Origin of the sequence: Ramlibacter lithotrophicus (assembly GCF_012184415.1) — a bacterium.
GTDB lineage: Bacteria > Pseudomonadota > Gammaproteobacteria > Burkholderiales > Burkholderiaceae_C > Ramlibacter > Ramlibacter lithotrophicus.
Window position 1 is genome coordinate 342,472 of sequence record NZ_VTOX01000003.1, and the last position, 22,496, is coordinate 364,967.

The 22,496-nt window shown below is 68.5% G+C and carries 20 protein-coding genes and 1 tRNA gene; 7 read left to right on the top strand and 14 right to left on the bottom strand.

Going from position 1 to position 22,496, the window contains the following annotated elements; translation table 11 throughout:
• Positions 1-14 precede the first annotated feature (14 nt).
• Positions 15-2,069, bottom strand: coding sequence for a molybdopterin-containing oxidoreductase family protein (locus RAMLITH_RS11475; protein ID WP_168107742.1), 2,055 nt, complete (start codon positions 2,067-2,069; stop codon positions 15-17).
• Between the two features lie 85 nt (positions 2,070-2,154).
• On the bottom strand, positions 2,155-3,327 hold the full coding sequence (gene argE / locus RAMLITH_RS11480; protein WP_168107534.1) for an acetylornithine deacetylase: 1,173 nt from the start codon (positions 3,325-3,327) through the stop codon (positions 2,155-2,157).
• Positions 3,328-3,415: 88 nt separating this feature from the next.
• Between argE and RAMLITH_RS11485 the strand changes: the two genes are divergently transcribed.
• Positions 3,416-4,609 carry a M20 aminoacylase family protein gene (locus RAMLITH_RS11485; protein ID WP_168107535.1) on the top strand — a complete coding sequence of 398 codons (1,194 nt, stop codon included), beginning with the start codon at positions 3,416-3,418 and terminating at the stop codon, positions 4,607-4,609.
• A 12-nt stretch (positions 4,610-4,621) separates the two neighbouring features.
• Here RAMLITH_RS11485 and RAMLITH_RS11490 read toward each other — a convergent pair whose 3' ends face one another.
• Together RAMLITH_RS11490 and RAMLITH_RS11495 are read right to left on the bottom strand one after the other, a co-directional pair.
• Positions 4,622-5,392 (bottom strand): type III pantothenate kinase, encoded by a 771-nt coding sequence (locus tag RAMLITH_RS11490; RefSeq protein WP_168107536.1) that lies wholly within the window; start codon positions 5,390-5,392, stop codon positions 4,622-4,624.
• 25 nt (positions 5,393-5,417) lie between these two features.
• Positions 5,418-6,086, bottom strand: a complete 669-nt coding sequence (locus RAMLITH_RS11495; RefSeq protein WP_168107537.1) for a helix-turn-helix transcriptional regulator — start codon at positions 6,084-6,086, stop codon at positions 5,418-5,420.
• Positions 6,087-6,178: 92 nt separating this feature from the next.
• Between RAMLITH_RS11495 and RAMLITH_RS11500 the strand changes: the two genes are divergently transcribed.
• Together RAMLITH_RS11500 and RAMLITH_RS11505 are read left to right on the top strand one after the other, a co-directional pair.
• Complete coding sequence (locus RAMLITH_RS11500; protein ID WP_238344136.1) at positions 6,179-7,483, top strand: sensor histidine kinase; 1,305 nt, start codon at positions 6,179-6,181, stop codon at positions 7,481-7,483.
• Between the two features lie 40 nt (positions 7,484-7,523).
• Positions 7,524-8,501, top strand: coding sequence for a response regulator (locus tag RAMLITH_RS11505; protein ID WP_168107538.1), 978 nt, complete (start codon positions 7,524-7,526; stop codon positions 8,499-8,501).
• A 7-nt stretch (positions 8,502-8,508) separates the two neighbouring features.
• On the opposite strand, the gene cqsA is transcribed toward RAMLITH_RS11505, so the two are convergent.
• Both cqsA and secA read right to left on the bottom strand, forming a co-directional pair.
• Positions 8,509-9,777 (bottom strand): alpha-hydroxyketone-type quorum-sensing autoinducer synthase, encoded by a 1,269-nt coding sequence (gene cqsA / locus RAMLITH_RS11510; protein WP_168107539.1) that lies wholly within the window; start codon positions 9,775-9,777, stop codon positions 8,509-8,511.
• A 151-nt stretch (positions 9,778-9,928) separates the two neighbouring features.
• The gene (gene secA / locus RAMLITH_RS11515) at positions 9,929-12,691 is read right to left on the bottom strand and encodes a preprotein translocase subunit SecA (RefSeq protein WP_168107540.1); all 2,763 of its coding nucleotides are present in this window, start codon (positions 12,689-12,691) and stop codon (positions 9,929-9,931) included.
• A gap of 209 nt (positions 12,692-12,900) precedes the next feature.
• On the opposite strand from secA, the gene RAMLITH_RS11520 reads away from it, so the two are divergent.
• Positions 12,901-13,224 carry a DciA family protein gene (locus RAMLITH_RS11520; RefSeq protein WP_168107541.1) on the top strand — a complete coding sequence of 108 codons (324 nt, stop codon included), beginning with the start codon at positions 12,901-12,903 and terminating at the stop codon, positions 13,222-13,224.
• Between the two features lie 20 nt (positions 13,225-13,244).
• On the opposite strand, the gene RAMLITH_RS11525 is transcribed toward RAMLITH_RS11520, so the two are convergent.
• From RAMLITH_RS11525 to petA, 6 genes are all read right to left on the bottom strand, one after another.
• Positions 13,245-13,319, bottom strand: a tRNA-Thr gene (locus tag RAMLITH_RS11525).
• A gap of 36 nt (positions 13,320-13,355) precedes the next feature.
• Positions 13,356-13,862: a ClpXP protease specificity-enhancing factor gene (locus tag RAMLITH_RS11530; RefSeq protein ID WP_168107542.1), complete on the bottom strand. Its 507-nt coding sequence runs from the start codon at positions 13,860-13,862 to the stop codon at positions 13,356-13,358.
• A gap of 19 nt (positions 13,863-13,881) precedes the next feature.
• Positions 13,882-14,493 (bottom strand): glutathione S-transferase N-terminal domain-containing protein, encoded by a 612-nt coding sequence (locus RAMLITH_RS11535; protein WP_168107543.1) that lies wholly within the window; start codon positions 14,491-14,493, stop codon positions 13,882-13,884.
• Positions 14,494-14,588: 95 nt separating this feature from the next.
• Entirely contained in the window at positions 14,589-15,347 is a 759-nt protein-coding gene (locus RAMLITH_RS11540; RefSeq protein WP_168107544.1) for a cytochrome c1, read from the bottom strand.
• Positions 15,348-15,362: 15 nt separating this feature from the next.
• On the bottom strand, positions 15,363-16,808 hold the full coding sequence (locus RAMLITH_RS11545; RefSeq protein WP_168107545.1) for a cytochrome b: 1,446 nt from the start codon (positions 16,806-16,808) through the stop codon (positions 15,363-15,365).
• Positions 16,809-16,865: 57 nt separating this feature from the next.
• Complete coding sequence (gene petA / locus RAMLITH_RS11550) at positions 16,866-17,462, bottom strand: ubiquinol-cytochrome c reductase iron-sulfur subunit (RefSeq protein ID WP_168107546.1); 597 nt, start codon at positions 17,460-17,462, stop codon at positions 16,866-16,868.
• A 143-nt stretch (positions 17,463-17,605) separates the two neighbouring features.
• Between petA and mscL the strand changes: the two genes are divergently transcribed.
• Positions 17,606-18,040, top strand: coding sequence for a large conductance mechanosensitive channel protein MscL (gene mscL, locus RAMLITH_RS11555; RefSeq protein WP_168107547.1), 435 nt, complete (start codon positions 17,606-17,608; stop codon positions 18,038-18,040).
• Positions 18,041-18,080: 40 nt separating this feature from the next.
• Here the strand turns inward: mscL and pdxA are convergent, their stop codons facing one another.
• Together pdxA and RAMLITH_RS11565 are read right to left on the bottom strand one after the other, a co-directional pair.
• A complete protein-coding gene (pdxA, locus tag RAMLITH_RS11560; RefSeq protein ID WP_168107548.1) occupies positions 18,081-19,127 on the bottom strand; it encodes a 4-hydroxythreonine-4-phosphate dehydrogenase PdxA in 1,047 nt (348 codons plus the stop codon).
• On the bottom strand, positions 19,124-19,879 hold the full coding sequence (locus RAMLITH_RS11565) for a Nif3-like dinuclear metal center hexameric protein (RefSeq protein ID WP_168107549.1): 756 nt from the start codon (positions 19,877-19,879) through the stop codon (positions 19,124-19,126). The genes pdxA and RAMLITH_RS11565 overlap by 4 nt, the downstream gene beginning before the upstream one ends.
• A 134-nt stretch (positions 19,880-20,013) precedes the next feature.
• Between RAMLITH_RS11565 and RAMLITH_RS11570 the strand changes: the two genes are divergently transcribed.
• Both RAMLITH_RS11570 and RAMLITH_RS11575 read left to right on the top strand, forming a co-directional pair.
• On the top strand, positions 20,014-21,276 hold the full coding sequence (locus tag RAMLITH_RS11570; protein ID WP_168107550.1) for a diguanylate cyclase domain-containing protein: 1,263 nt from the start codon (positions 20,014-20,016) through the stop codon (positions 21,274-21,276).
• 73 nt (positions 21,277-21,349) lie between these two features.
• Positions 21,350-22,495, top strand: coding sequence for a S1C family serine protease (locus tag RAMLITH_RS11575; RefSeq protein WP_168107551.1), 1,146 nt, complete (start codon positions 21,350-21,352; stop codon positions 22,493-22,495).
• Position 22,496: the final 1 nt, after the last annotated feature.

A 22,496-nucleotide genomic window follows, 5' to 3' on the forward strand; every position in this document is an offset into this window, starting at 1 on the left:
GACCAGCCTGACCTTCACCCGCGCTGGACGTCGACCAGGCAGTCGTAGAACACCGGCCCGCGTCCCAGGTCGGTGAGCCTCTGGCTGGTCACCTGGTTGACGTTGGTGCCGGCCAGACCCAGCTTGCGCCACCAGATCCCCAGGCCATTGACGACGCCCGGGCGCGCCCGCTCGCACACCTTGGCCTTGCACCGGTATTCGCCGCGGTCGTTGAAGACCCGCACCACGGCGCCGGACTCGATGCCCCGGGCCTGGGCGTCCTGTGGGTGGATCTCCAGCAGCGGCTCCCCTTCGATGTCGCGCAGGCTTTGCAGGTTGACGAAGCTGGAATTGAGGAAGTTGCGCGCCGGCGGCGAGATCATCGCGAGCGGATAGCGCGGTGACGCGCCGAACGGCTCATGGTTCGGCACGTGGTCCGGCAGCCCGTCCAGGCCCTGGCGCGCCAGGCGCTCGCTGAAGAACTCGCACTTGCCCGACGGCGTCGGAAAGCCGCCCTCTGCGAACGGCGCCTCGCGCACCGGCAGCGCAGCGAAGCCCTGCGCCAGCAACAGGTCGAAGTCCACCCGGCCGCCGAAGGCCGCGCGACACAGCGCCAGGTCATCGTCGGCAAAGCACGGCTCGGTGAACCCCATGCGCCGTGCCAGTTCACGGAAGAAGTCGCTGTTGGTGCGGGCCTGTCCCTGCGGCGCAATCGCCGGCCGGTTCAGCAGCACGTCGGTGTGGCCGTAGGAGCTGTGCACGTCCCAGTGCTCCAGTTGCGTGGTGGCCGGCAGGATGTAGTCGGCATAGTCGGCCGTGTCGGTGCGGAAATGCTCCAGCACGACGGTGAACAGGTCTTCGCGCGCGAACCCGGCCACGACCTTGCCAGATTCCGGCGCGACCGCGACCGGGTTGCTGTTGTAGACGATCACGGCGCCGATGGCCGGTCCGAACGAGGGCGACGAGGGCCGCAGCAGGTCGTCGCCGATGGTCACCATGTTGATCGTGCGCGGCAACCGGCCCGCCAGCAGGTCGGGGCGGCGCAGCGCCGCGGCATCGATTGGGTATTCGCTCGAGGTCGACAGCAGCACGCCGCCGGCGCGATGGCGCCACGCACCCGTCAGCGCCGGCAGGCAGGCCACGGCGCGCACGGCGTTGCCCCCGCCGCGCACACGCTGCATGCCGTAGTTCAGGCGGATCGCGGCGGGCTCCGTCGTGCCCCAGTCGCGCGCCAGCGACCTGATCTGCCCGGCCGGCACACCGCACACCGCGCTGGCGCGCTCCGGCGTCCAGCGCAGCGCCCGCTCGCGCAGGCCTTCCCAGCCGAGCGTGTGCCGGGCGATGTAGTCGTGGTCCAGCCAGTCGTTGACGACCAGTTCGTGCATCATGGCCAGCGCCAGCGCAGCGTCCGTTCCGGGCAGCAGGGCGATGTGCTCGTGGCACTTGTCGGCCGTTTCGCTGCGCCGCGGATCGATGCACACCAGCTTGGCGCCGCGGCGCTTGGCCTCCTGCGCCAGGCGCCAGAAATGCAGGCTGCTGCCGATCGCGTTGCTGCCCCAGATCAGGATCAGCCTGGACTCGGCGAAGAACTCGACGCGCATGCCGAGCTTGCCGCCGATGGTGTGGACGAGCCCTTCGGCCCCCGCCGTGGCGCAGATGGTGCGATCCAGGAAGGAAGCGCCCAGCCGGTGGAAGAAGCGGCTGGCCATGCCTTCGCCTTGCACCAGTCCCATCGTGCCGCAATAGCTGTATGGCAGGATGGCCTGCGGGTCGACCGCGGCAATGCCCTTCAGGCGCCCAGCGATGTCGTCCAGCGCCTCGTCCCAGCCGACCGGCTCGAACTGCCCGGCGCCCTTCGGTCCGACGCGCTTGAGGGGCTGCAGGACGCGCTCCGGGTGATAGGTGCGCTCCAGGTAACGCGACACCTTGGTGCACAGCACGCCGTCGGTCGGCCGGTGGTCCGGGTTGCCTTGCAGCTTGACGGCCACCCCGTCCTCGACCGTCGTGACGAGCGAGCAGGTGTCGGGGCAGTCATGCGGGCAGGCGCCCTTGACCTGGATAGCAATGGCGGCGGTGCTGCTGCTGGTCATCGATGGGGTCTGGTGGTCGTTTCGCATGGTCGCATGAAATGCAACGCCTCTGGGCTGCCGTGGACTTGGGCCCCGGCGGGCCGGCTCAGCCGATTTCGCGCGCCGCGGCCAGTCCGAGCAGGAACGCCTCGCAGCGCGCCAGCTGCTCCAGGCTCACGTATTCGTCGGGCTGGTGGGCCTGGTTGATGCTGCCCGGCCCGCAGACCACGGTGGGAATGCCGGAGTTCTTGAACAGCCCCGCCTCGGTGCCGAACGCCACCTGCGTGACGCGGCGCTCGCCCGACAGCCGCTGCGCCAACTGCGTCACGGCGTCGCCCTCCGAGCCGAGGAAGCTCGGGATCTCGCAGATGGTCTCGAAGCGGAAGCCCGCGTCGGGCGCCACCCGCTGCATCGCCGGCTCCAGCGAACGGGCATGGGCCACCAGCTCCTGCTGCATCGCCCTGGCATCGGCAGTGGGCAGGTCGCGGAATTCGTAGCGGAATTCGGCGTCGCGGGGCACCACGTTGTCGGCGATGCCGCCGTGGAACTGGCCCACGCTGGCGGTGGAAAACGGCACGTCGAAGCCCTCGTAGCGCGGCTCGTCGCGCTCGAAGCCTTCGGCCATGTCGCGCAACTTCCCCACGACGCGCGCCGCCATCTCGATCGCATTGACCGAGTGCGGCGTCAGCGACGAATGCGCCTCCTTGCCGCGCACGCAGCAGCGGTAGCGGTACACGCCCTTGTGCGCGATGGCCGGCACCATGCTGGTCGGCTCGCCGACGATGCAGGCGAGCGGCCTGCTCCCCGCCTCGCGCAGGTCGGCGATCAGCTCGCGCACGCCGAAGCAGCCGATTTCCTCCTCGTAGCTGAAGGCCAGGTGGACGGCGAAGGGTGCGTCGCTGCGCAGGAACGCCTGCGCATTCGCGACGGCCAGGGCGATGAAGCTCTTCATGTCGGCCGAACCCCGCCCGAACAGCTTGCCGTCGCGCACCACCGGGTCCAGCGGGTCGGCGCTCCAGTCCTGGCCGTCCCACGGCACGGTGTCGGTGTGACCCGACAGGATCACGCCGGCCGGCTTGCCCTCGCCCAGCGTGGCGAACAGGTTGGCCTTGGTCTTTTCCGCGTTGAACGTCAGCCGGCTGGCGACGCCCAGCCGCGCCAGTTCGTCACGGATGAAGTGGATCAGTTCCAGGTTGGAGTTGGCGCTGACGGTGTTCATCCGTACCAGCGTGCGGGCGAGTTCGAGGGCGCGGGGCGACAGCGCGGGCGTGGTGTGCATCGCTGGATTTTCGCGGATATCCGCGGCCGCCCGGCAGGCTCGCGCGCCCGGCGCTAGACTGATGGATTCTGCCCAGAGAAAACGATCCATGAACCTGCTCGATTCCGTCGTCACCCAGGCTGCCGCGATCACCGCCATCCGCCGCGACATCCATGCCCATCCGGAGCTGTGCTTCGAAGAAAACCGCACTGCCGACATGGTGGCGGCGAAGCTCACCGAGTGGGGCATTCCGGTGCACCGGGGGCTCGGGACGACCGGCGTGGTGGGCATCGTGAAGAACGGCACCAGCTCGCGGGCGGTCGGCCTGCGCGCCGACATGGATGCGCTGCCGATGCAGGAATTCAATACCTTCAAGCACGCGAGCAAGCACCCCGGCAAGATGCACGCCTGTGGCCACGACGGCCACGTGGCGATGCTGCTGGCGGCGGCCCAGCATTTCGCGAAGCACCGCAATTTCGACGGGACGGTGTACCTCATCTTCCAGCCGGCCGAGGAAGGCGGCGGCGGCGCCCGCGAGATGATCAAGGACGGTCTGTTCGACAAGTTCCCGATGGAAGCCGTGTTTGGCATGCACAACTGGCCCGGCGAGCAGGTCGGCAAGTTCGCGGTCAGCCCCGGCCCGGTGATGGCCTCGACCGCCGAGTTCAAGATCACCATCCGCGGCAAGGGCAGCCACGCCGCCCTGCCGCACAACGGGATCGACCCGGTGCCGGTCGCCTGCCAGATGGTGCAGGCGTTCCAGACCATCATCAGCCGCAACATGAAGCCGATCGACGCCGGCGTGATCTCGGTGACGATGATCCACGGCGGCGAGGCGACCAACGTAGTCCCCGACAGCTGCGAACTGCAGGGCACCGTCCGCGCCTTCCGGGCGGAGGTGCAGGACCTGATCGAGCGCCGCATGCAGCAGGTCGCCGAGCACGTGTGCGCCGCGCACGAGGCGCAATGCGAATTCGAGTTCCGCCGCAACTATCCGGCCACCGTCAATTCGGCGGCCGAGGCCGAGTTCGCGCGCGGCGTCATGGCGTCCATCGTCGGCCCGGACAACGTGTTGGTGCAGGAACCGACGATGGGCGCGGAAGACTTCGCCTTCATGCTGCAGGCCAAGCCCGGTGCCTACTGCTTCATCGCCAACGGCGACGGCGCCCATCGTGAAATGGGGCACGGCGCGGGACCGTGCATGTTGCACAACCCGAGCTACGACTTCAACGACGACCTGATCCCGCTGGGCGCCACCTACTGGGTCAAGCTCGCGGAGGAGTGGCTCGCGCGGGCACGCTGAGGCGCGCCGGGGTCAGCCGCCGCGGCGGCTGGCCGCGATCACCAGGAGCCCGTCGAAGATGAGGGTCTCGACCAGCTCGAACGGCACCGGGATGTGCGGGGCCATCTTCCAGCCGGCGCCGCCGGTCATGTAGCACGCAGGCTCCATCCCGCACCGCTCCCGCAGGTGCCGCACCATGCGTTCGATCGCTCCGGCGATGGCGAACGTGCCGCCGCTGGTGAGTGCGTCGCTGGTGTTGGTCGGAAACTCGCGTACCTCGCCGGTGGGCACGTGCAGGCCGGCGGTGCCCGACATCAGGGCGCGCAGCATGATGCCGTGGCCCGGCAGGATCAGGCCGCCGAGGAAGCGCCCATGCTGGTCCACCGCCTCCACCGTCACCGCGGTGCCGACCATCACCACGACCAGCGGCCGCGGCGGCCCGCTGGCCAGCATCCGGTGCCGCGCGCCGATCATCGCCACCCAGCGATCCGCGCCGAGCCGGCTGGGGTGGTCGTAGCCGTTGGTCAGGCCGGCCTCGCCCGCGTTGGGCACCACCCAGTGGGCAGGCACCGCCCACAGCTCCTCCATCTGCTCCTCGACGCTGCGCCGCACCGGGTGGGCGGCGACGCAGCACCCCAGCATGTGGGCCGGCGGCGGCAGTGCCGCCCATTGGGTGTCGGCCAGCTTGTCGATGTGGTCCAGGAATTCGACGCCGTGCGCCCGCGCCGCGGCACCGGGACCGGCCCGGTCGAACAGTGCCCACTTCAGCCGTGTGTTGCCGACGTCGATCGCCAGGAAAGCCATGGCCGCGATGGTACCCGGCCGGCCGCTAAATCGCCCCGAGCCAGCACGCCCGCTGGATCGCCGCCATCTTGTTGTCCACCTTCAGCTTGCCCATCGCATTGGCGAGGTGGTAATTGACGGTTCGTTCCGCGCAGCCGAGCCGCGAGGCCGCCTCGCGCGCCGTCAGCCCCTGGAATCCCAGCACCAGGCACTCCCGTTCACGCGGGCTCAGCGTGCAGCGCGCCTGGGCGATGGCCCGCTTGACGAGCGGCCAGATGTTCATGGCCGACCACACCAGGGCCGCCGCCTCGGCGCGATCGGTGAGCTCGCGCGGGCTGAACATGAAGCATTCGAACGCGCGGCCGGCGGGCAGCGCGAACTCCACGCGCACGACGGTCTGGTAGCCGTGCGCGAGCCACAGCATGCGCCAGCGGCTCGAATTGAGGTGGTCCGACTTGGCGATGTGCTGCCACGCCACCAGCGGCGCGTCCGAATCGCGCCAGGGCGCGCCGAAGTCGCGGCTTTGCGCCAGCGCCTGCGCCGCCTCGGCGAGCACCGGCGGATGCACCGCCACCACGTCCCGGTCTTCGCTGCCGCCGAACGGATCGGGCCCGAGCACCGCCACCGCCTCGACGGAGAATTCGCGCAGTGCCGTGATCCAGTCGCTCAGCAGGCCATCGAGGCTGACACTGTCAAAGTTAACAGGTACGCCCATGGCCCCGTTCTTTCCCATCCCCAGAGGGCTGTGACAATAGCATCATTCGCCCTGGCGCCAGCCGCGGCGGCGTCCTTGGAGGGGACATCCACTTGTCGACGATCCGCGCGGTGTACACCGGTGCCAACGAGATGCTGAGGTCGTGGACCTCGAACGAGGTGGTGCGCCCGCTGGTCGAACCGATCCTGCACCCTTCGCGCTGGCGCATCCGCGCGCTGGGGCTCGCCACCGCGTTCGGGCACCCGCTCTTCTACTTTGCCTGGGCCAAGCTGCTGCCCCAACCGTACGAGAGCCTCGCGCTTCGCATCCTGGTGAGCGTCCTGGGCATCAGCCTGCTGGTCTTCCCCAGCCTCACGGCGACGCCCCCGCGCAAGTCGGCGGTGGTGGTGTTCACCGCCATCTTCTGGCTCACCCTGCCGCTGTTTTTCGCGTGGATGTATTTCTGCAATGGCGGCAACGCGGTGTGGCTGGCGAGCTTCGGGGCGATGTTCCTGATCTACTACCACGTCACCGACTGGCGGATCGCGACCCTGGGCAGCGCCAGCGGCACGCTGCTCGCCTGGCTGGCGTTCAAGGCGTTCGGGCCGGCGCTGCCCGAATGGCCCGACGGGCAGGTGGCGACCAACGCGCTGGTGCTCGCCTTCTGCTGGATCATGGGCCTCATCCTCGCGATCTCGTCGTCGAACCTGCGCCGCGAGCAGTTGAACTCCACGCTGGCCACCATGGGCATCATGGCGCATGAACTGCGCACCCCGCTCGCGACGATTTCGCTGATCGGCGATGCGATTCGCAACGAAGCGGCGGCATGCGAGCCCGAGGCCGGGGCGTCCCTGGAGAAGCTCGCCGACCGGCTGCACGCCACGGTGCGCAACATGAACCACCAGATCGACGGCCAGATCACCAATGCGCGGCTCATGCGGCTGCCCACGCACCTGGACGTCGTGAACGCGGCCGACCTGGTGCGCGAGGCGGTGGCCGGGTATCCCTACCGCACCGCGCGCGAACGGGAGTGCGTGACGGTGCGGGTGGAGCAGGATTTCCAGTTCCGCGGCTCGCATGCCCTGTTCCTGCAGGTCATCGACAATCTCCTGAAGAATGCGCTGCGTTCGCTGGCGGCGGCGAGCCATTCGAGCGGCCCCGGCGACCTGCTGGTCCTGGTGCGCACCAGCGGCGGGCGCGGCCAGATCGTCGTGCAGGACCGGGGGGTGGGCATGGATCCCCGGCTGAGGACGCTGATCTTCACGCCATTCTTCTCGACCAACCGGGCGTCGGGCCACGGTCTGGGGCTGGCTTTCTGCCAGCGCGTGGTCCACAGCGCCGAGGGCACGATCCGGGTCCAGTCGGCGACGACGCAGGGCGCCAGCTTTACGATCGAGCTGCCGGTGCTCGCCGCCTGACGATGCGATCCGTCCACTCCACCCACAGCCGCCCCACATCATGAGTTTTTCGCTCTTCCACCGACCGGGCACCGTGGTGTTTCTCGACGACGATCCCGACTACCTCGAGATGCTGGCGATGGTGCTGCCGCGCCAGTGGCACGTGAAGCTCTTCATGCGGCCGGCGCAGTGCATCAACTACCTGCAGCAGGAGCCGCCGTTCTGGGAGGCCGACGCCTGGCACCAGCAGCAGCTGATCGACAACTGGCGCGGCGGCAAGCCGCTGATCCCCCAGGTGCTGGGCTACTGGTCGACGCACACCGAGCGCTACGCGCTCACCCGCGTGTGCGTGTTCGACTACTCCATGCCCGGAATGGACGGCCTGCAGGCACTCGGCGAGCTGGTCGACTGGCCCGGTGCTCGCGTGCTGCTGACGGGGCAGGCCGACGAGCAGGTGGCCGTGCGGGCGTTCAACCGTGGCCTGATCGAACAGTTCATCGCCAAGCAGTCGGTCGACATCTCGCGCCAGCTGATCGAGGCGGTGGAGCATCTGCTCGCGACGCCCAACGCGCGCCACGCGCAGACCTGGCGGGTGACGCTGGGACCGGAGCAGAACGGGCTGCTGCGCGTGCCGTCGACCGGACGGGCGCTGGCGGATTTCGCCGCCCGGCACTGGATCGAGCATGTCGTGCTCGGCGACCCCTTCGGCGTGCTCGGGATGGACGCGGCCGGCAGCGTGAGCTGGCTGCAGCTGGAAACGCCGGACGGACTGAATGCGCTGGCCGAGCTCGCCGAGGTCGAAGGCGTCTCCCCGGCGAAGATCGACGACATTCGCCAGGGGCGGCAGCTCGTCGACCTGGAGTTGCGCCAGGCACTCGGCCGCGGCGGTGCGCCGGCCCTCGCGAAGGCGCTTCCCTTCGGCCAGGAGCGGGCCCTGGTCGGCGCCCTGTTCCCGGTCGAGTCGCCGCTGTGCCCGGATCCTGGCAACAGCTACAACAGCTGGCTCGCGCGGCAGAAGCGCCGCCACGTCCAGGATTGAGCGCGCTTCAACCGGCCTCGCCGCCGCGCGCCAGGCGGCGCGCGATCGGCCAGCCCCAGGGCTTCACGCGCGGCGCGATGTCCTTCGCCACCGCGGCCACGTGGTCCATCTCGGCGTCGGTCAGCGCGGCGTTCAGCGTCAGGCGCACCATGGCCCGGTTGCGGCTGGTTGCCGGCGCGCAGAAGACCGCGCCGAACACGCCTTGCGCTTCGAGTTCGTCGCGCAGCATCAGCGTGTCGGCCTCGGTGCCCGCCTCCAGCGAAATGATCTGCTCGGTCCCGTGCTGGATCGGGTAGCCCAGCGCGTCGAAGGCCGCGCGCACACGGCGGGTGTTGGCGCGCAACTGGCGCCTCGCCTCGTCGCCCTGCTTGATCACTTCGAACGTGGCGGCCAGGCCGGCCACCTCGTGCGGCAGCAGGCACGAGCTGAAGATGCCGGGATGGCTGTGGCACATCAGGTAGTCGCGCAATTCCGCCGGCATGGTGAAGAAGCCCGCGCGTCCGGCGAACGCCTTGGCCAGGCTGGCGCTGATGAAGTGAACCCGGTCCGTGAGGCCGAGCTCGGCGCAGAGCCCCTTGCCTTGCGGACCGTGGGTTCCCAGCGAGTGCGACTCGTCGACCAGGATCATGCAGCCGTGCTGCTCGGCCACTTCGACGATCTCGTGCAGGCGGGCCACGGTGCCGGTGGTGCTGTACACCGAGTCGACGACGACCACGCCGGGTCCATGGCGGCTCACCATCTTCGACAGGTGGGCCGGGTCGTTGTGGCGGAAGCCGTACGCGGGCGCGCCGGCCGCCTTGGCGCCTTCCCACAGCGACATGTGGGCCAGGCCGTCGAGGTACACCGGTGTTTCCGGGTCGGCGATCACCTGCAGCAGGCCGAGGTTGGCGGTGTAGCCGGACTGGCAGAGCAGGCCCTCTTCCTTGCCGAGCCAGTCGGCCAGCGTGGCCTGGAACCGCGACGCCGCACTGCCGTCGTGCTGGAACACGCCGGACTGGACGATGAATTCCTGCCCTTGCCGCAGCGAATCGAGCTGGGCCTGCACGATGTCCGGGTGCCCCGTGACGCCCAGGTAGTCGTTGCCATCGAGACGCACGGCGTTCTGCCCTGGCACCATTCCGTGGGTGACGAACTTGCCGCCCCATTCCTGTTCCCAGCGCGCCTTGAACTCGCGCTCGATGCGCCCGCGCAGCTTGGCTGAAAGGCCGGGGCCGGGGCCGGGGCGCGAGGTGGAAGCGGCGGAAACAGCGGGCTGGCGGTCAATGACTTCTTGCATGTGAAAACTCCTCGAGAGTTCTCCATTGAAGAAGTTCTGCAACCACGGTCCAGCCGCGCCCCTGTCAGAAATGACAGGTTTTGTTACTCTTTGTCACCAAAGGTTGACCTGACGGCTCCCGACAGGGCCCGGGAGTAGGGGGTTTCCCTGATCAGGCAAGCTTGCCGTGGCAGTGCTTGTACTTCTTGCCGCTGCCGCAGGGGCACGGGTCATTGCGGCCGACCCGCTGCGCCGGCGCGGCGCGTGGCGCCTGCTCTCGGGCCGTGGCCTCGTCCAGCTTGGATTCGACCTCGCCGGTCTCGGTCGGCGCCGTGTAGGTGACGTTGGAAATCCGCTCCGCCCGGCTTTCCATGTCCTCGGCGGCCTGCTCCAGCTGCTCGCTGGACTGCACCGTCACCGTCATCAGGATGCGGGTGACCTCGTTCTTGACCGAATCGAGCAACTGGCCGAAGAGCTCGAAGGCTTCCCGCTTGTATTCCTGCTTGGGCTGCTTCTGCGCATAGCCGCGCAGGTGGATGCCCTGGCGCAGGTAGTCGAGCGCGGACAGGTGCTCGCGCCAGTGGGTGTCGATGCTTTGGAGCAGGACGACCCGCTCGAACTGGGTGAAATTGTCCTCGCCGATCTGCTGCACCTTGGCCGCGAACGCCTCGTTGGCCGCCTGCAGCACCTTCTCGAGGAGGTCCTCGTCGGTGATGCTGCTGGCCGACTGCACCTCCTGCTGCAGGTTCAGGGCGATGCCCCAGTCCTTGGCCAGCGCCTGCTCGAGCGCGGGCAGGTCCCACTGCTCCTCGACCGACTCCGGGGGCACGTACTGGCGCACCAGGTCGGTGAAGCAGCCCTCGCGCAGCGACGCGATCTGCGCCGAAAGATCCTTGGCGTCGAGGATGTCGTTGCGCTGCTGGTAGATCACCTTGCGCTGGTCGTTGGCGACGTCGTCGTACTCCAGCAGCTGCTTGCGGATGTCGAAGTTGCGCGCCTCGACCTTGCGCTGCGCGCTCTCGATGCTGCGGGTGACGATGCCGGCCTCGATGGCCTCGCCGTCCGGCATCTTCAGGCGTTCCATGATCGCCTTCACCCGGTCGCCGGCGAAGATCCGCATCAGCGGATCGTCCAGGCTGAGGTAGAAGCGCGAAGAGCCCGGGTCGCCCTGCCGGCCCGAACGGCCACGCAGCTGGTTGTCGATGCGGCGGGATTCGTGGCGCTCGGTCGCGATGATGCGCAGGCCACCCTGCCCGACGACGAACTCGTGCTCCTTCTGCCACTGCGCGCGCAGCTCGGCGATCTTCTGCTGTTTCGCGCCGGCCTCGAGCGATTCGTCGGCCTCGACCGCGTCCACGGCCTTTTCCACGTTGCCGCCCAGCACGATGTCGGTGCCGCGGCCGGCCATGTTGGTCGCGATCGTGATCATCTTCGGCCGCCCGGCCTGCGCGACGATCTCCGCTTCGCGCGCGTGCTGCTTGGCGTTCAGGACCTGGTGCGGCAGGTTCTCCTTCTTCAGCAACTCGTCGATGATTTCCGAGTTCTCGATCGACGTGGTGCCCACCAGCACCGGCTGGCCGCGCTCGTAGCACTCGCGGATGTCCTTGATCGCCGCCTCGTATTTCTCGCGCGTGGTCTTGTAGACGCGGTCGAGCTGGTCGTCGCGGCGGCTCGGCTTGTTCGGCGGGATCACCACCGTCTCCAGGCCGTAGATCTCCTGGAATTCGTACGCCTCGGTGTCGGCCGTCCCGGTCATGCCGGACAGGCGCGCATACAGGCGGAAGTAGTTCTGGAAGGTGATCGAGGCGAGCGTCTGGTTCTCGGCCTGGATGTGCACGCCCTCCTTGGCCTCCACGGCCTGGTGCAGGCCGTCGCTCCAGCGCCGGCCCGACATCAGGCGGCCGGTGAACTCGTCGACGATGATCACCTCGCCTTCCTGCACTACGTAGTGCTGGTCGCGGTGGTACAGGTGGTTCGCCCGCAGCGCCGCGTACAGGTGGTGCATCAGCGTGATGTTCGCGGGGTCGTACAGCGACGCGCCCTCCGGCAGCAGGCCCTGCCCGGACAGGATCCGCTCGGCGTTCTCGTGGCCCTGCTCGGTCATGAAGACCTGGTGCGTCTTCTCGTCGACCGTGAAGTCCCCCGGCTTGATGATGCCTTCGCCGGTGCGCGGATCGGCTTCGCCTTCCTGCTTCGTGAGGAACGGCACGATGCGGTTCATCGCGATGTACAGCTCGGTGTGGTCCTCCGCCTGCCCGCTGATGATCAGCGGGGTGCGCGCCTCGTCGATCAGGATCGAGTCCACCTCGTCGACGATGGCGTAGTTGAGGCCCCGCTGCACGCGGTCGGCCGACTCGTACACCATGTTGTCGCGCAGGTAGTCGAAGCCGAACTCGTTGTTGGTGCCGTACGTGATGTCCGAGTTGTACGCCGCCTGCTTTTCCTCGCGCGACATGTTCGGCAGGTTCACGCCCACCGACAGGCCGAGGAAGCCGTACAGCCTGCCCATCCACTGCGCGTCGCGATTGGCGAGGTAGTCGTTCACCGTCACGACGTGCACGCCCCGGCCGGTCAGCGCGTTCAGGTAGACGGCGAGCGTCGCGGTGAGGGTCTTGCCTTCGCCGGTGCGCATTTCGGCGATCTTGCCTTCGTGCAGGGCCATCCCGCCGAGCAGCTGCACGTCGAAATGGCGCATCTTCATGACGCGCTTGGAGCCCTCGCGCACCACCGCGAACGCCTCGGGCAGCAGCTCGTCGAGGGCCGCGCCGGCCGCGACGCGCTCCTTGAACTCCTGCGTCTTGCCCCGCAGTTGCTCGTCGGACAGCTGCTCGAACTGGGCCTCCAGCGCGTTGATCCGCTCGGCCCTCTTCCGGTATTGCTTGAGCAGGCGGTCGTTGCGCGAACCGAAAATCTGGGTCAGGAAGTTCTTGGCCATGAACGCGGTGCTGCGGTCGCGGGCCGGTAGGGCCCCGCTCGCGCAGCGCAATCCTTTGGTGAGCAGGATGAAAGGGCTGGGCCGGGCGACGCCCGGCGGCAGCGGCAAAACGGCCAATTTTACCTGTGGGCCGCCGCATCCTGTGGCGTGCGCCGCGGTCCCGCGCCGGCACGACGCCATCCGGGATAATGAAATGCACACCGCACGCCATGACGACGCCCCCGCCAGCCCGCCGCCTCTACCCCGTGTCGCTGCAGCAGGCGGCCGACGAGTCGCCGACGCTGGCCAGGCTGGCGCAGCTCGCGCGCGAGTCCGCCGAGCAGCTGCAGGCGGTCGAGTCCCTGATTCCCGCGGCGCTGCGGCCCGCCGTTCGCCCCGGGCCGATCGAGGGGCCGTCGTGGTGCCTGCTGGTGGAGGGCAACGCCGCCGCCGCGAAACTGAGGCAGGTGCTGCCCGCCCTCCTCGCCCGGTTGCGCGATCGCGGGTCGCCGGTGACGTCGATCCGGCTGAAGGTCCAGGTCGGCGGGAGGTAGGGCAGGAGGTTGCCCGTTGGTGGTGCCGGATGTCAGATTCGAACTGACGACCTACCGCTTACAAGGCGGTTGCTCTACCCCTGAGCTAAGCCGGCGGGGAGCTGAATTCTAGGCGCGCGAACCGGCCCGCGTCACTTGATGCGCTTGAGGGCCGGCCGCGGACCGCCGGGCGGGCGCGGCGGCTCGCCCTCGGGGCCGGTGTTGGAAGCCGGCGGCTCGGGAGTGACCAGTTGCACCACGCGCGGCTCTTCCTCGCCACCGCCGGCGGCCGGCACGCTGGACAACGGCGACGGCTTCTCCTCGCCGGCGCCCGCCGGCACCGCCACCGGAAAGGCCATGCCCTGCCCGTTCTCGCGCGCGTAGATCGCGATGACCCGGCTGACGGGCACCATGATCTCCCGCGCCGTGCCGGCAAAACGCGCCTTGAACTCGATGAAGTCGTTCCCGAGCTTGAGCGAACTGGTCGCGTCGAAACTGATGTTCAGCACGATCTCGCCGTTCTTGACGTACTCCCTCGGAACCTGCACGGTGTCGTCGACCAGCACCGCGATGTACGGCGTCAGCCCGTTGTCCGTGCACCAGTCGTAGAGAGCGCGGATCAGGTAGGGACGGGTGGAGGTCGATTCGAGGGCGTTCATCGGGCAGGCGCGGCCGTCCTCACTTGCGCATGACCTTCTCGGACGGGGTCAGCGCCTCGATGTAGGCAGGCCGCGAAAAGATCCGTTCCGCGTACTTCAGCAACGGCGCGGCATTCTTGGACAACTCGATTCCATAGTAGTCCAGGCGCCACAGCAGGGGGGCGATCGCCACGTCCAGCATGGAGAAATTATCCCCCAGCATGTACTTGTTCTTGAGGAACACCGGCGCGAGCTGCGTCAGGCGGTCGCGGATGTGCGAGCGCGCCTTTTCCAGCGCCTTCTCGTTGCTCTTGGCGATGCGCGACTCCAGCGTGCTCACGTGCACGAACAGCTCCTTCTCGAAGTTGAGGAGGAACAGGCGCACGCGCGCGCGGTCGACCGGGTCTCCGGGCATCAGCTGCGGATGCGGAAAGCGCTCGTCGATGTACTCGTTGATGATGTTCGACTCGTACAGGATCAGGTCGCGCTCGACCAGGATCGGCACCTGCCCGTACGGGTTCATCACGTTGATGTCCTCGGGCTTGTTGTACAGGTCGACGTCGCGGATCTCGAAATCCATGCCCTTTTCGAACAGGACGAAACGGCAGCGATGCGAGAAGGGACACGTCGTCCCCGAATACAGCACCATCATGATGAGGCTCCTTCAAATCAAAAAAGAGTGGACGCGGGCGGCGGCCACTCCGGTCGGGCGATGCCACGGCGCGGTCGCCCGCGCCGCGTGGTCACCTACTTAATGTCTTTCCAGTACGCGGCATTCAGGCGCCAGGCAATGAGCGTGAAGCCGGCCAGGAACAGCAGCACCCAGACGCCGACGCGCACGCGCTGGTTCTGGGCAGGCTCGCCCATCCACTGCAGGAACCCGACCAGGTCGGCCATGGCCTCGTCGTACTGCTGCGGCGTCATGGTGCCGGGGCTCACCTGCTTCCAGCCCTTGAACACCTTGTTCTCGTGCCCGTTCTCGTTGATCGTCTCGAACACCGGCTGGCGATCGCCCTGCAGTTCCCACAGCACATGGGGCATGCCGACGCTCGGGAAGACGAGGTTGTTCCAGCCGGTGGCCTTGGTGTCGTCCTTGTAGAACGTCCGCATGTACGTGTACAGGTAGTCGGCACCGGTGCCGCCGTGGCCGGCGCGCGAGCGGGCGATCAGCGTCAGGTCGGGCGGGGTGGCGCCGAACCAGTCCTTGGCCTGCTTCGGATCGACGTTCGCCTTCATCGTGTCGCCGACGCGGTCGGTCGTGAACAGCAGGTTGTCCTTGATCTGCTGCTCGGTCAGCCCGATGTCCTGCAGCCGGTTGTAGCGCATGAAGGCCGCCGAATGGCAGTTCAGGCAGTAGTTGACGAACAGCTTGGCGCCGTTCTGCAGCGAGGGCAGGTCGTTCAGCTTGTCGGGCGCCTTGTCCCAGGCAATGGTTTCGCCGCCGGCGGCGTGGACGGCGCCCGCCAGGCCGAGCGCCATCACCACGGAGAGGATGAATTTTTTCATTCTTGTTTCTGCCCTTCAGTGCGGTGCGAAGGTGACCCGCCGGGGCACCGTCTTGAACTCGCCGAGCTGGCTCCACCAGGGCATGAGCAGGAAGAAGCCGAAATAGAACAGCGTGCCCAGCTGCGAGACGCGTTCGCCGATCGGCGAGGGCGGCTGCACGCCGAGGTACGCGAGTACCAGGAAGTCGACCACGAACACGGCCAGCACCCACTTGTGCCAGCCCGGACGGTAGCGGATCGACTTGACCGGGCTCTTGTCGAGCCAGGGCAGGAAGAACAGGATCAGCACCGAGCCGATCATCACGACGACGCCCCAGAACTTGGCATCGATGCCCTGCAGGAACTCGACGCCCGTGAAGCCGAAGGCATTGAACATCCACAGGAAGGCGAACGTCAGCACCACCAGCGCGCCCTTGGTCATCGTCGAGGCGCGCGTCTTGAGCAGGACGAAGCCCACCGACAGCACCAGGATCAGCGAAAGCACGACCATCATCTCGTTGGTGATGGCGCGCAGCATCGAGTAGAAGGGCGTGAAGTACCAGACCGGCGCGATGTGCGCGGGCGTCTTCAGCGGGTCCGCCGGGATGAAGTTGTTGTACTCCAGGAAATAGCCGCCGAGCTCGGGCGCGAAGAAGATGATCGCCGTGAAGACCAGCAGGAACACCGCGATGCCCAGCACGTCGTGGACGCTGTAGTACGGATGGAACGGGATGCCGTCGACCGGATGGCCGTTGGCGTCGCGCTCGGCGTCGGGACCCTTGATCTCGATGCCGTCCGGGTTGTTGGAACCGACGTCGTGCAGCGCGAAGATGTGCGCCACCACCAGGCCCAGCAGCACCAGCGGCACGGCGATCACGTGGAACGCGAAGAAGCGGTTCAGGGTCGCGTCGCTGACCACGTAGTCACCCCGGATCAGCAGGGCGATGTCGGGACCCACGAACGGGATGGCGGAGAACAGGTTCACGATGACCTGCGCACCCCAGTACGACATCTGGCCCCACGGCAGCAGGTAGCCCATGAACGCCTCGGCCATCAGCACCAGGAAGATCGCGCAGCCGAAGATCCACACCAGTTCGCGCGGCTTGCGGTGGCTGCCGTAGATCAGGGCGCGGAACATGTGGAGGTAGACCACGACGAAGAACGCGGAGGCGCCGGTCGAGTGCATGTAGCGGATCAGCCAGCCCCACGGCACGTCGCGCATGATGTACTCGACGGACGCGAACGCCACGGCGGCGTCCGGCTTGTAGTTCATCGTCAGGAAGATGCCGGTGACGATCTGGATCACCAGCACGAGCAGCGCCAGCGAGCCGAAGAAATACCAGAAGTTGAAGTTCTTCGGCGCGTAGTACTCGGACATGTGCGTCCGGTACGCCCCTCCCGCGGTCGGGAAGCGGTTGTTCCACCAGTTGGCGAGCTTCTCGGTCGCCGAGGCGTTGGGGGAGATTTCCTTGAATTCAGCCATGTCGTCTCTCTGATTGATGGCACGCCCGGCCGTGTCCGGCCCGGGCACGCCAAGTCATCACCCTTTCTTGTCTTCGCCGATCAGCAACCGGGTGTCCGAGAGATACATGTGGGCCGGCACCTCGAGGTTGTCCGGCGCCGGCTTGTTCTTGTAGACGCGGCCGGCCAGGTCGAACGTCGAGCCATGGCAGGGGCACAGAAAGCCGCCGAGCCAGTCGTCCGGCAGCGAAGGCTGCGGGCCGGGCTGCAGCCGGTCGGACGGCGAGCAGCCCAGGTGCGAGCAGATGCCGACGCCGACGAACACTTCCGGCTTGATCGACCGGTGCTGGTTCTTGGCGTATTCGGGGGTCGGGTAGGTCTTGCGATCCGAGTTGGGGTCGGCCAGCTGCGATTCCGTCTTGGCCAGCGTGGCCAGCATTTCCGGTGTCCGCTTCATGATCCACACCGGCTTGCCGCGCCACTCGACGGTGATCTTCTCGCCCGGCTTCAGCGCCGAGATGTCGACTTCCACTGGCGCGCCGGCGGCCTTGGCTCGCTCGGAAGGCTGGAAGCTGCTGACGAAGGGTACGGCGGTGAAGGCTGCGCCCGCAGCGCCTGCGCAACCGGACGCGATCAGCCACGTCCGCTTGCTGGCGTCGGTGGGGGTGTCACTCATGGGGGTCCTCGAACGGGAATTGGCTGGTTTTTGGGTCAACCAGTGATTCTAGCTGACGCTCCCCGGGACTCATTTCCGCGGCGCGTGACGGCGGGGCCCTTCATCGCCGATACTCGAACGCGACAACAAGAAGGAGTGAAGCCATGAGCATGATGCGGGAGTTCCGCGAGTTCGCGATCAAGGGCAACGTGATCGACCTGGCCGTCGGCGTGATCATCGGGGCGGCATTCGCCAAGATCGTCGATTCGATCGTCGCCGACCTGATCATGCCGCTGGTCGCGGCGCTGATCGGCAAGATCGACTTTTCGAGCCACTTCCTGGTGCTCGGCTCCGTGCCCCCCGGCACGGCGATGACGCTGGACGCCGTGAAGAAGGCGGGCGTGCCGGTGCTGGCCTATGGCAACTTCATCACCATCGCCGTGAACTTCGTCATCCTGGCCTTCATCATTTTCCTGATGGTCAAGCAGATCAACCGGCTCAAGCGCGAGGCCACGCCGGCCGAAAAGGCGCCGCCCGCGACCGCCGAGGAAGTCCTGTTGCTGCGCGAGATCCGCGACAGCCTGCGGGCCAAGACCTAGCCGATCCGGACGGCAGGCCTGCCGCGCGCCCGCGGTGCGCTTAGCCGGCCAGCCGCTGCGCCATCCGGACGGCCGCCAGCAGGCTCGACGGGTCCGCCGCGCCCGTGCCGGCGATATCGAACGCCGTGCCGTGGTCCGGGCTGGTGCGCACGAGCGGCAGGCCCAGGGTGACGTTGACACCCTGCTCGACGCCCAGGTATTTCACGGGAATGAGCCCCTGGTCGTGGTACATCGCGATCACGGCGTCGAACTCGCCTGGATGGCCCGACGCTTCGCGGGCTCGCATGAAAACGGTGTCGGGCGGATGGGGCCCGCTGGCGAGCAAGCCTTCGGAGCGGGCCGCCTCGATTGCCGGGCCGATGATCTCCAGTTCCTCGCGCCCCATCAGCCCACCCTCGCCGGCATGGGGATTGAGCCCGGCCACGGCCAGCCGCGGCGCCCGGCCGAGCGCCGGTCGCAGCGCCTGGTGCGCGATCCGCATCGTCTGCAGCACGTTGTCGAAGGTCACCGCGGCGATGGCGTCGCGCAGCGCCACGTGGATGCTGACGAGCACGGTTCGCAGTTCGTCGTTGGCCAGCATCATGCGCACCGGCATCCGGGCGAGTGGCACGCCGGAAAAGGCAGCGGCCTGCGCCTGCAGCATCTCGGTGTGGCCCGGGAAGTCGACCCCGGCCGCGGCCAGCGCCTGCTTGTGCAGCGGAGCCGTCACCAGCGCCGCGACCTCGCCTCTCAGTGCCGCCTGCGCCGCCCAGACCACGCAGTCGGCCGCGGCGCGGCCGGAGACGGCGCTGATGGCGCCCCACGCCGGAGGCTCCAGCGCCGGCGTCGCCTGCAGCACGGGAATGCAGCGCGGCGGGATCCCCGCCGCGTCCCCTGGCGCCTCGATGACGGCCACCGGGACTTCCACGTCGTGCTCGCGCGCGACGCAGCGCGCCGCCCGGCGCAGCACGGCCACGTCGCCGGCGACGAATGAGCCTCGCATCGCTGCCGGGTCGTCGCGGAAGGCCTTGGCGACGATTTCGGGCCCGATGCCGGCCGCATCTCCCATGCTGATCGCCACGGGCCGCAGTCGCTCGCCGTCGTTCATGCCGGATTCTCGATGTCGATGAACTGGTGCTCCACGCCGCAGAGGGCGGCCACGTGGGCGGCGACCGCCGGCGCTCCGTAGCGCTCGCTGGCGTGGTGGCCGCAGGCGAGGAACGCGACGCCGCACTCGCGCGCGTAGTGGGCCTGCGGCTCCGAGATCTCGCCGGTGACGTAGGCGTCGGCGCCGGCCGCGATGGCGGCCTCGAAGGAGCCTTGTGCCCCGCCGGTGCACCATGCGATCCGCTGCAGCGGCCGACCCTCGCCGCCGACCTGCACCACCCCATGCCCGAGCACCTGCTCGACGTGACGGGCGAGTTCGGCGGCGCTCCAGGTGCCGCCGTCCTCGCGCGCGCCGATGAACCCGAGGTCCTGTTGCCCGAAGCGGGCGTCGGCGCGCAGTCCCAGACGGCGGCCGAACTGCGCGTTGTTGCCGAGTTCGGGATGGGCATCCAGCGGCAGGTGGTAGGCGAACAGGTTGATGTCATGCCGCAGCAGCAGTGCGAGCCGCTGCTTCATCCAGCCGGTGATCCGCCCGTCCTGGCCGCGCCAAAACAGCCCGTGGTGGACGAACAGCGCGTCGGCGCGGGCCGCCACCGCGGCTTCGATGAGGGCGCGACTGGCGGTGACGCCGGAGACGACGCGCCGCACGTCCGGCTTGCCTTCGACCTGCAGCCCGTTGGGCCCGTAGTCGCTGAATCGCTCCGGGGTCAGCAGGCTGTCGAACGCCTGCAGCAGTTCCTGTGCACTGGCCATGTCGTATCCGATGGTGAAGAGGGCATTGTCGGCCAAGCTCCAAGCGATGCTCCAGCGGCTGTGTAGTTCTTTTTTATTGCCATGCCGTACGTTTTTCGTATACTGCCCATCCCGCTGCCTGCAAGGAGGCGTTCATGTCGGCGCAGGAACTCACCGTGTGGAGCATGACCCTGGGCACCATCGCCGCGATGGCCCTCGCCCGGATGGCCCAGTTCGCCCGGCGGCCCACGATGTCGCACGTCCAGGGGATCGCCTACCACCTGGCCGTGTTCCTGCTCGTGCTGATTCTCAGCGGGGTGGCCGCGCACCTCGGGCCCTCGATCCCGGCGCGGGCCATCCTGGTGGCGCAAGTCCTGGCCGGCCCGTTGTGCGTCGGCCTGTCGGACCTGTGGATCCGCGGCTGGCTGTACGCGCCGCAGCGCGATCGCCTGATGGCCTCGGCGCTGCAATGGGCCGCCGTGCTGCTGCCGCTGGGGGCCCTGGCCGCCCTCGCCCTGCCCGAGCCGCTGCCACTCCCCGCGGCCGCCGGGCTGGCCGTGGCCGGCGGCAGCCTCACCTTCTGGCTGACCGCGCGGGCGTGGCTGCTCGGCGATCGACTCGCGCCGCTGATGTCGGCGGGCTGCCTGCTCACGCTGCCGGCGATCGCCGGCCTCTACGCCATCACGCTGGACATGCCGGTGATGGAGCTGCTGCCGATGCAGATCGCCTGCGCCCTCAGCGCGGCGCTCTCCAACGCCCTGACCGGCATCGGCCTGTGGCGGCGCGACCGGCATGAACAGCGCGCCCGCCGCGAGCCGCCCGGCACCTCCGGCTTCGACCCCGTGACCCAGGTGCGCAACGGGCGCAGCCTGGTCCACCAGCTGGTGCGGGCGCAGCGGCGGCGGCGCCGCACCGGCCGCGACGGCGCGCTCCTGGCGGTCATGGTCTTCGATCTCGAGCGGCTGCGCGGCGAAGCGGGCAGCGCGGGACTGAACGAACTGTTCATCGGCGTGGCCAGCCGCATCCAGCGGCAGGTCGGCGCGGTGAACGTCGTCGGCCGCTACTACGAGGGGTGCTTCGTCGCGGTGCTGGAGAGCATCCCGTCCCTGGCGTGGCTGCGCACACTGTCGCTGCGGCTCGCGGGCCACCTGCGGCGACCGCTGTCGGTGACGCTGCGCTGCGGCGACCGCAGCGACCTGACCCTGGACGTCGGCGTCGGCGTGGTACACCTGTCGCGCCCGACCGACGCGGTGGACGACATCCTCGCGGAAGCGCAGCGGATGGCGCTGGCAGCACGATCCATGCGCTTCCGGACGGCGATCGCCGACCGGCGCAGCGGCCAGCCGGTCGCGATCGAACAGGTGCAGCTCGCCGCGAACCGGCGTCGGCACGCCGCCGTCGCGCGCGCGGCCTCCTGAAGGATCCGAGCGCCGCCCGCGCGCAGCGGCGCGCGTCTACACTTGCGGCACCCCGAAACCATTGCGATCCGTCATGCGCCGTTACTGGCTGGTCTTTTCCCAGGCCGTCACCGTCCTGCTCGCCGCCTACTTCGTCGTCGCCACGCTCAAGCCCGAATGGCTCGGCCGCCCCAGCACGACCATCGGACATGGCGTCGCCCTCGTCGAAGCGCCGACGCCGGCCGTGGGGCCGCCGCCGCCCGGCAGCTTCCGCCAGGCGGCGCAACGCGCGTCGGCCGCGGTCGTGAGCATCAACACGCTCAAGGCGGGGCACCCGCAGCTCGAAGATCCCTGGTTCCGCTTCTTCTTCGGCGACCGCGGCGGGCAACCGCAGGCCGGCCTCGGGAGCGGCGTCATCATCAGCGCCGACGGCTACATCCTCACCAACAACCACGTCGTCGAGTCCGCCGACGAGATCGAGGTGGTGCTCCAGGACAGCCGCCGCACGCGCGGCAAGGTGATCGGCACCGACCCCGACACCGACCTGGCCGTCCTGAAGATCACGCTCGACCGCCTGCCGGTGATCACGCTCGGCAATTCCGATGCGCTGCAGGTCGGCGACCTCGTGCTCGCCATCGGCAATCCGTTCGGCGTGGGCCAGACCGTCACCAGCGGCATCGTCAGCGCCCTGGGGCGCAACCAGCTCGGCATCAACACGTTCGAGAACTTCATCCAGACGGACGCGGCGATCAATCCCGGCAACAGCGGCGGCGCGCTGGTCGACGTCAACGGCAACCTGATGGGGATCAACACGGCCATCTACTCACGCTCGGGCGGCAGCATGGGGATCGGCTTCGCGATTCCGGTGTCGACCGCCAAGCAGGTGCTGGAGGGGATCGTCAAGGACGGGGTGGTGCGCCGCGGCTGGATCGGCGTCGAGCCGGCCGACCTGTCGCCCGAGCTCATGGAGACGTTCGGCGTGAAGGCCGAGCGCGGCGTGCTCATCACCGGCGTCCTGCAGAACGGGCCCGCGGCGCAGGCCGGGATCAGGCCGGGCGACGTCATCGTGGAAGTGGGCGGCAAGCAGATTGCCAACGTGTCGGAGCTGCTGACGCAGGTCGCCGCGCTGAAACCCGGCGAGGCGGCTAGGTTCAGGGTGCTGCGGCGCGGGGACCACGTCGAAGTGGCCGTCACTCCCGGGCTGCGGCCGCGGCCGCCGAGGATCCAGCGGGAGCGCTGAA

Bases quoted from the DNA above. Each gene is read 5' to 3' on its own strand.
- RAMLITH_RS11475 (WP_168107742.1), bottom strand. From the start codon at position 2,069: ATGACCAGCAGCAGCACCGCCGCCATTGCTATCCAGGTCAAGGGCGCC.
- argE (WP_168107534.1), bottom strand. From the start codon at position 3,327: ATGCACACCACGCCCGCGCTGTCGCCCCGCGCCCTCGAACTCGCCCGC.
- RAMLITH_RS11485 (WP_168107535.1), top strand. From the start codon at position 3,416: ATGAACCTGCTCGATTCCGTCGTCACCCAGGCTGCCGCGATCACCGCC.
- RAMLITH_RS11490 (WP_168107536.1), bottom strand. From the start codon at position 5,392: ATGGCTTTCCTGGCGATCGACGTCGGCAACACACGGCTGAAGTGGGCA.
- RAMLITH_RS11495 (WP_168107537.1), bottom strand. From the start codon at position 6,086: ATGGGCGTACCTGTTAACTTTGACAGTGTCAGCCTCGATGGCCTGCTG.
- RAMLITH_RS11505 (WP_168107538.1), top strand. From the start codon at position 7,524: ATGAGTTTTTCGCTCTTCCACCGACCGGGCACCGTGGTGTTTCTCGAC.
- cqsA (WP_168107539.1), bottom strand. From the start codon at position 9,777: ATGCAAGAAGTCATTGACCGCCAGCCCGCTGTTTCCGCCGCTTCCACC.
- secA (WP_168107540.1), bottom strand. From the start codon at position 12,691: ATGGCCAAGAACTTCCTGACCCAGATTTTCGGTTCGCGCAACGACCGC.
- RAMLITH_RS11520 (WP_168107541.1), top strand. From the start codon at position 12,901: ATGACGACGCCCCCGCCAGCCCGCCGCCTCTACCCCGTGTCGCTGCAG.
- RAMLITH_RS11530 (WP_168107542.1), bottom strand. From the start codon at position 13,862: ATGAACGCCCTCGAATCGACCTCCACCCGTCCCTACCTGATCCGCGCT.
- RAMLITH_RS11535 (WP_168107543.1), bottom strand. From the start codon at position 14,493: ATGATGGTGCTGTATTCGGGGACGACGTGTCCCTTCTCGCATCGCTGC.
- RAMLITH_RS11540 (WP_168107544.1), bottom strand. From the start codon at position 15,347: ATGAAAAAATTCATCCTCTCCGTGGTGATGGCGCTCGGCCTGGCGGGC.
- RAMLITH_RS11545 (WP_168107545.1), bottom strand. From the start codon at position 16,808: ATGGCTGAATTCAAGGAAATCTCCCCCAACGCCTCGGCGACCGAGAAG.
- petA (WP_168107546.1), bottom strand. From the start codon at position 17,462: ATGAGTGACACCCCCACCGACGCCAGCAAGCGGACGTGGCTGATCGCG.
- mscL (WP_168107547.1), top strand. From the start codon at position 17,606: ATGAGCATGATGCGGGAGTTCCGCGAGTTCGCGATCAAGGGCAACGTG.
- pdxA (WP_168107548.1), bottom strand. From the start codon at position 19,127: ATGAACGACGGCGAGCGACTGCGGCCCGTGGCGATCAGCATGGGAGAT.
- RAMLITH_RS11565 (WP_168107549.1), bottom strand. From the start codon at position 19,879: ATGGCCAGTGCACAGGAACTGCTGCAGGCGTTCGACAGCCTGCTGACC.
- RAMLITH_RS11570 (WP_168107550.1), top strand. From the start codon at position 20,014: ATGTCGGCGCAGGAACTCACCGTGTGGAGCATGACCCTGGGCACCATC.
- RAMLITH_RS11575 (WP_168107551.1), top strand. From the start codon at position 21,350: ATGCGCCGTTACTGGCTGGTCTTTTCCCAGGCCGTCACCGTCCTGCTC.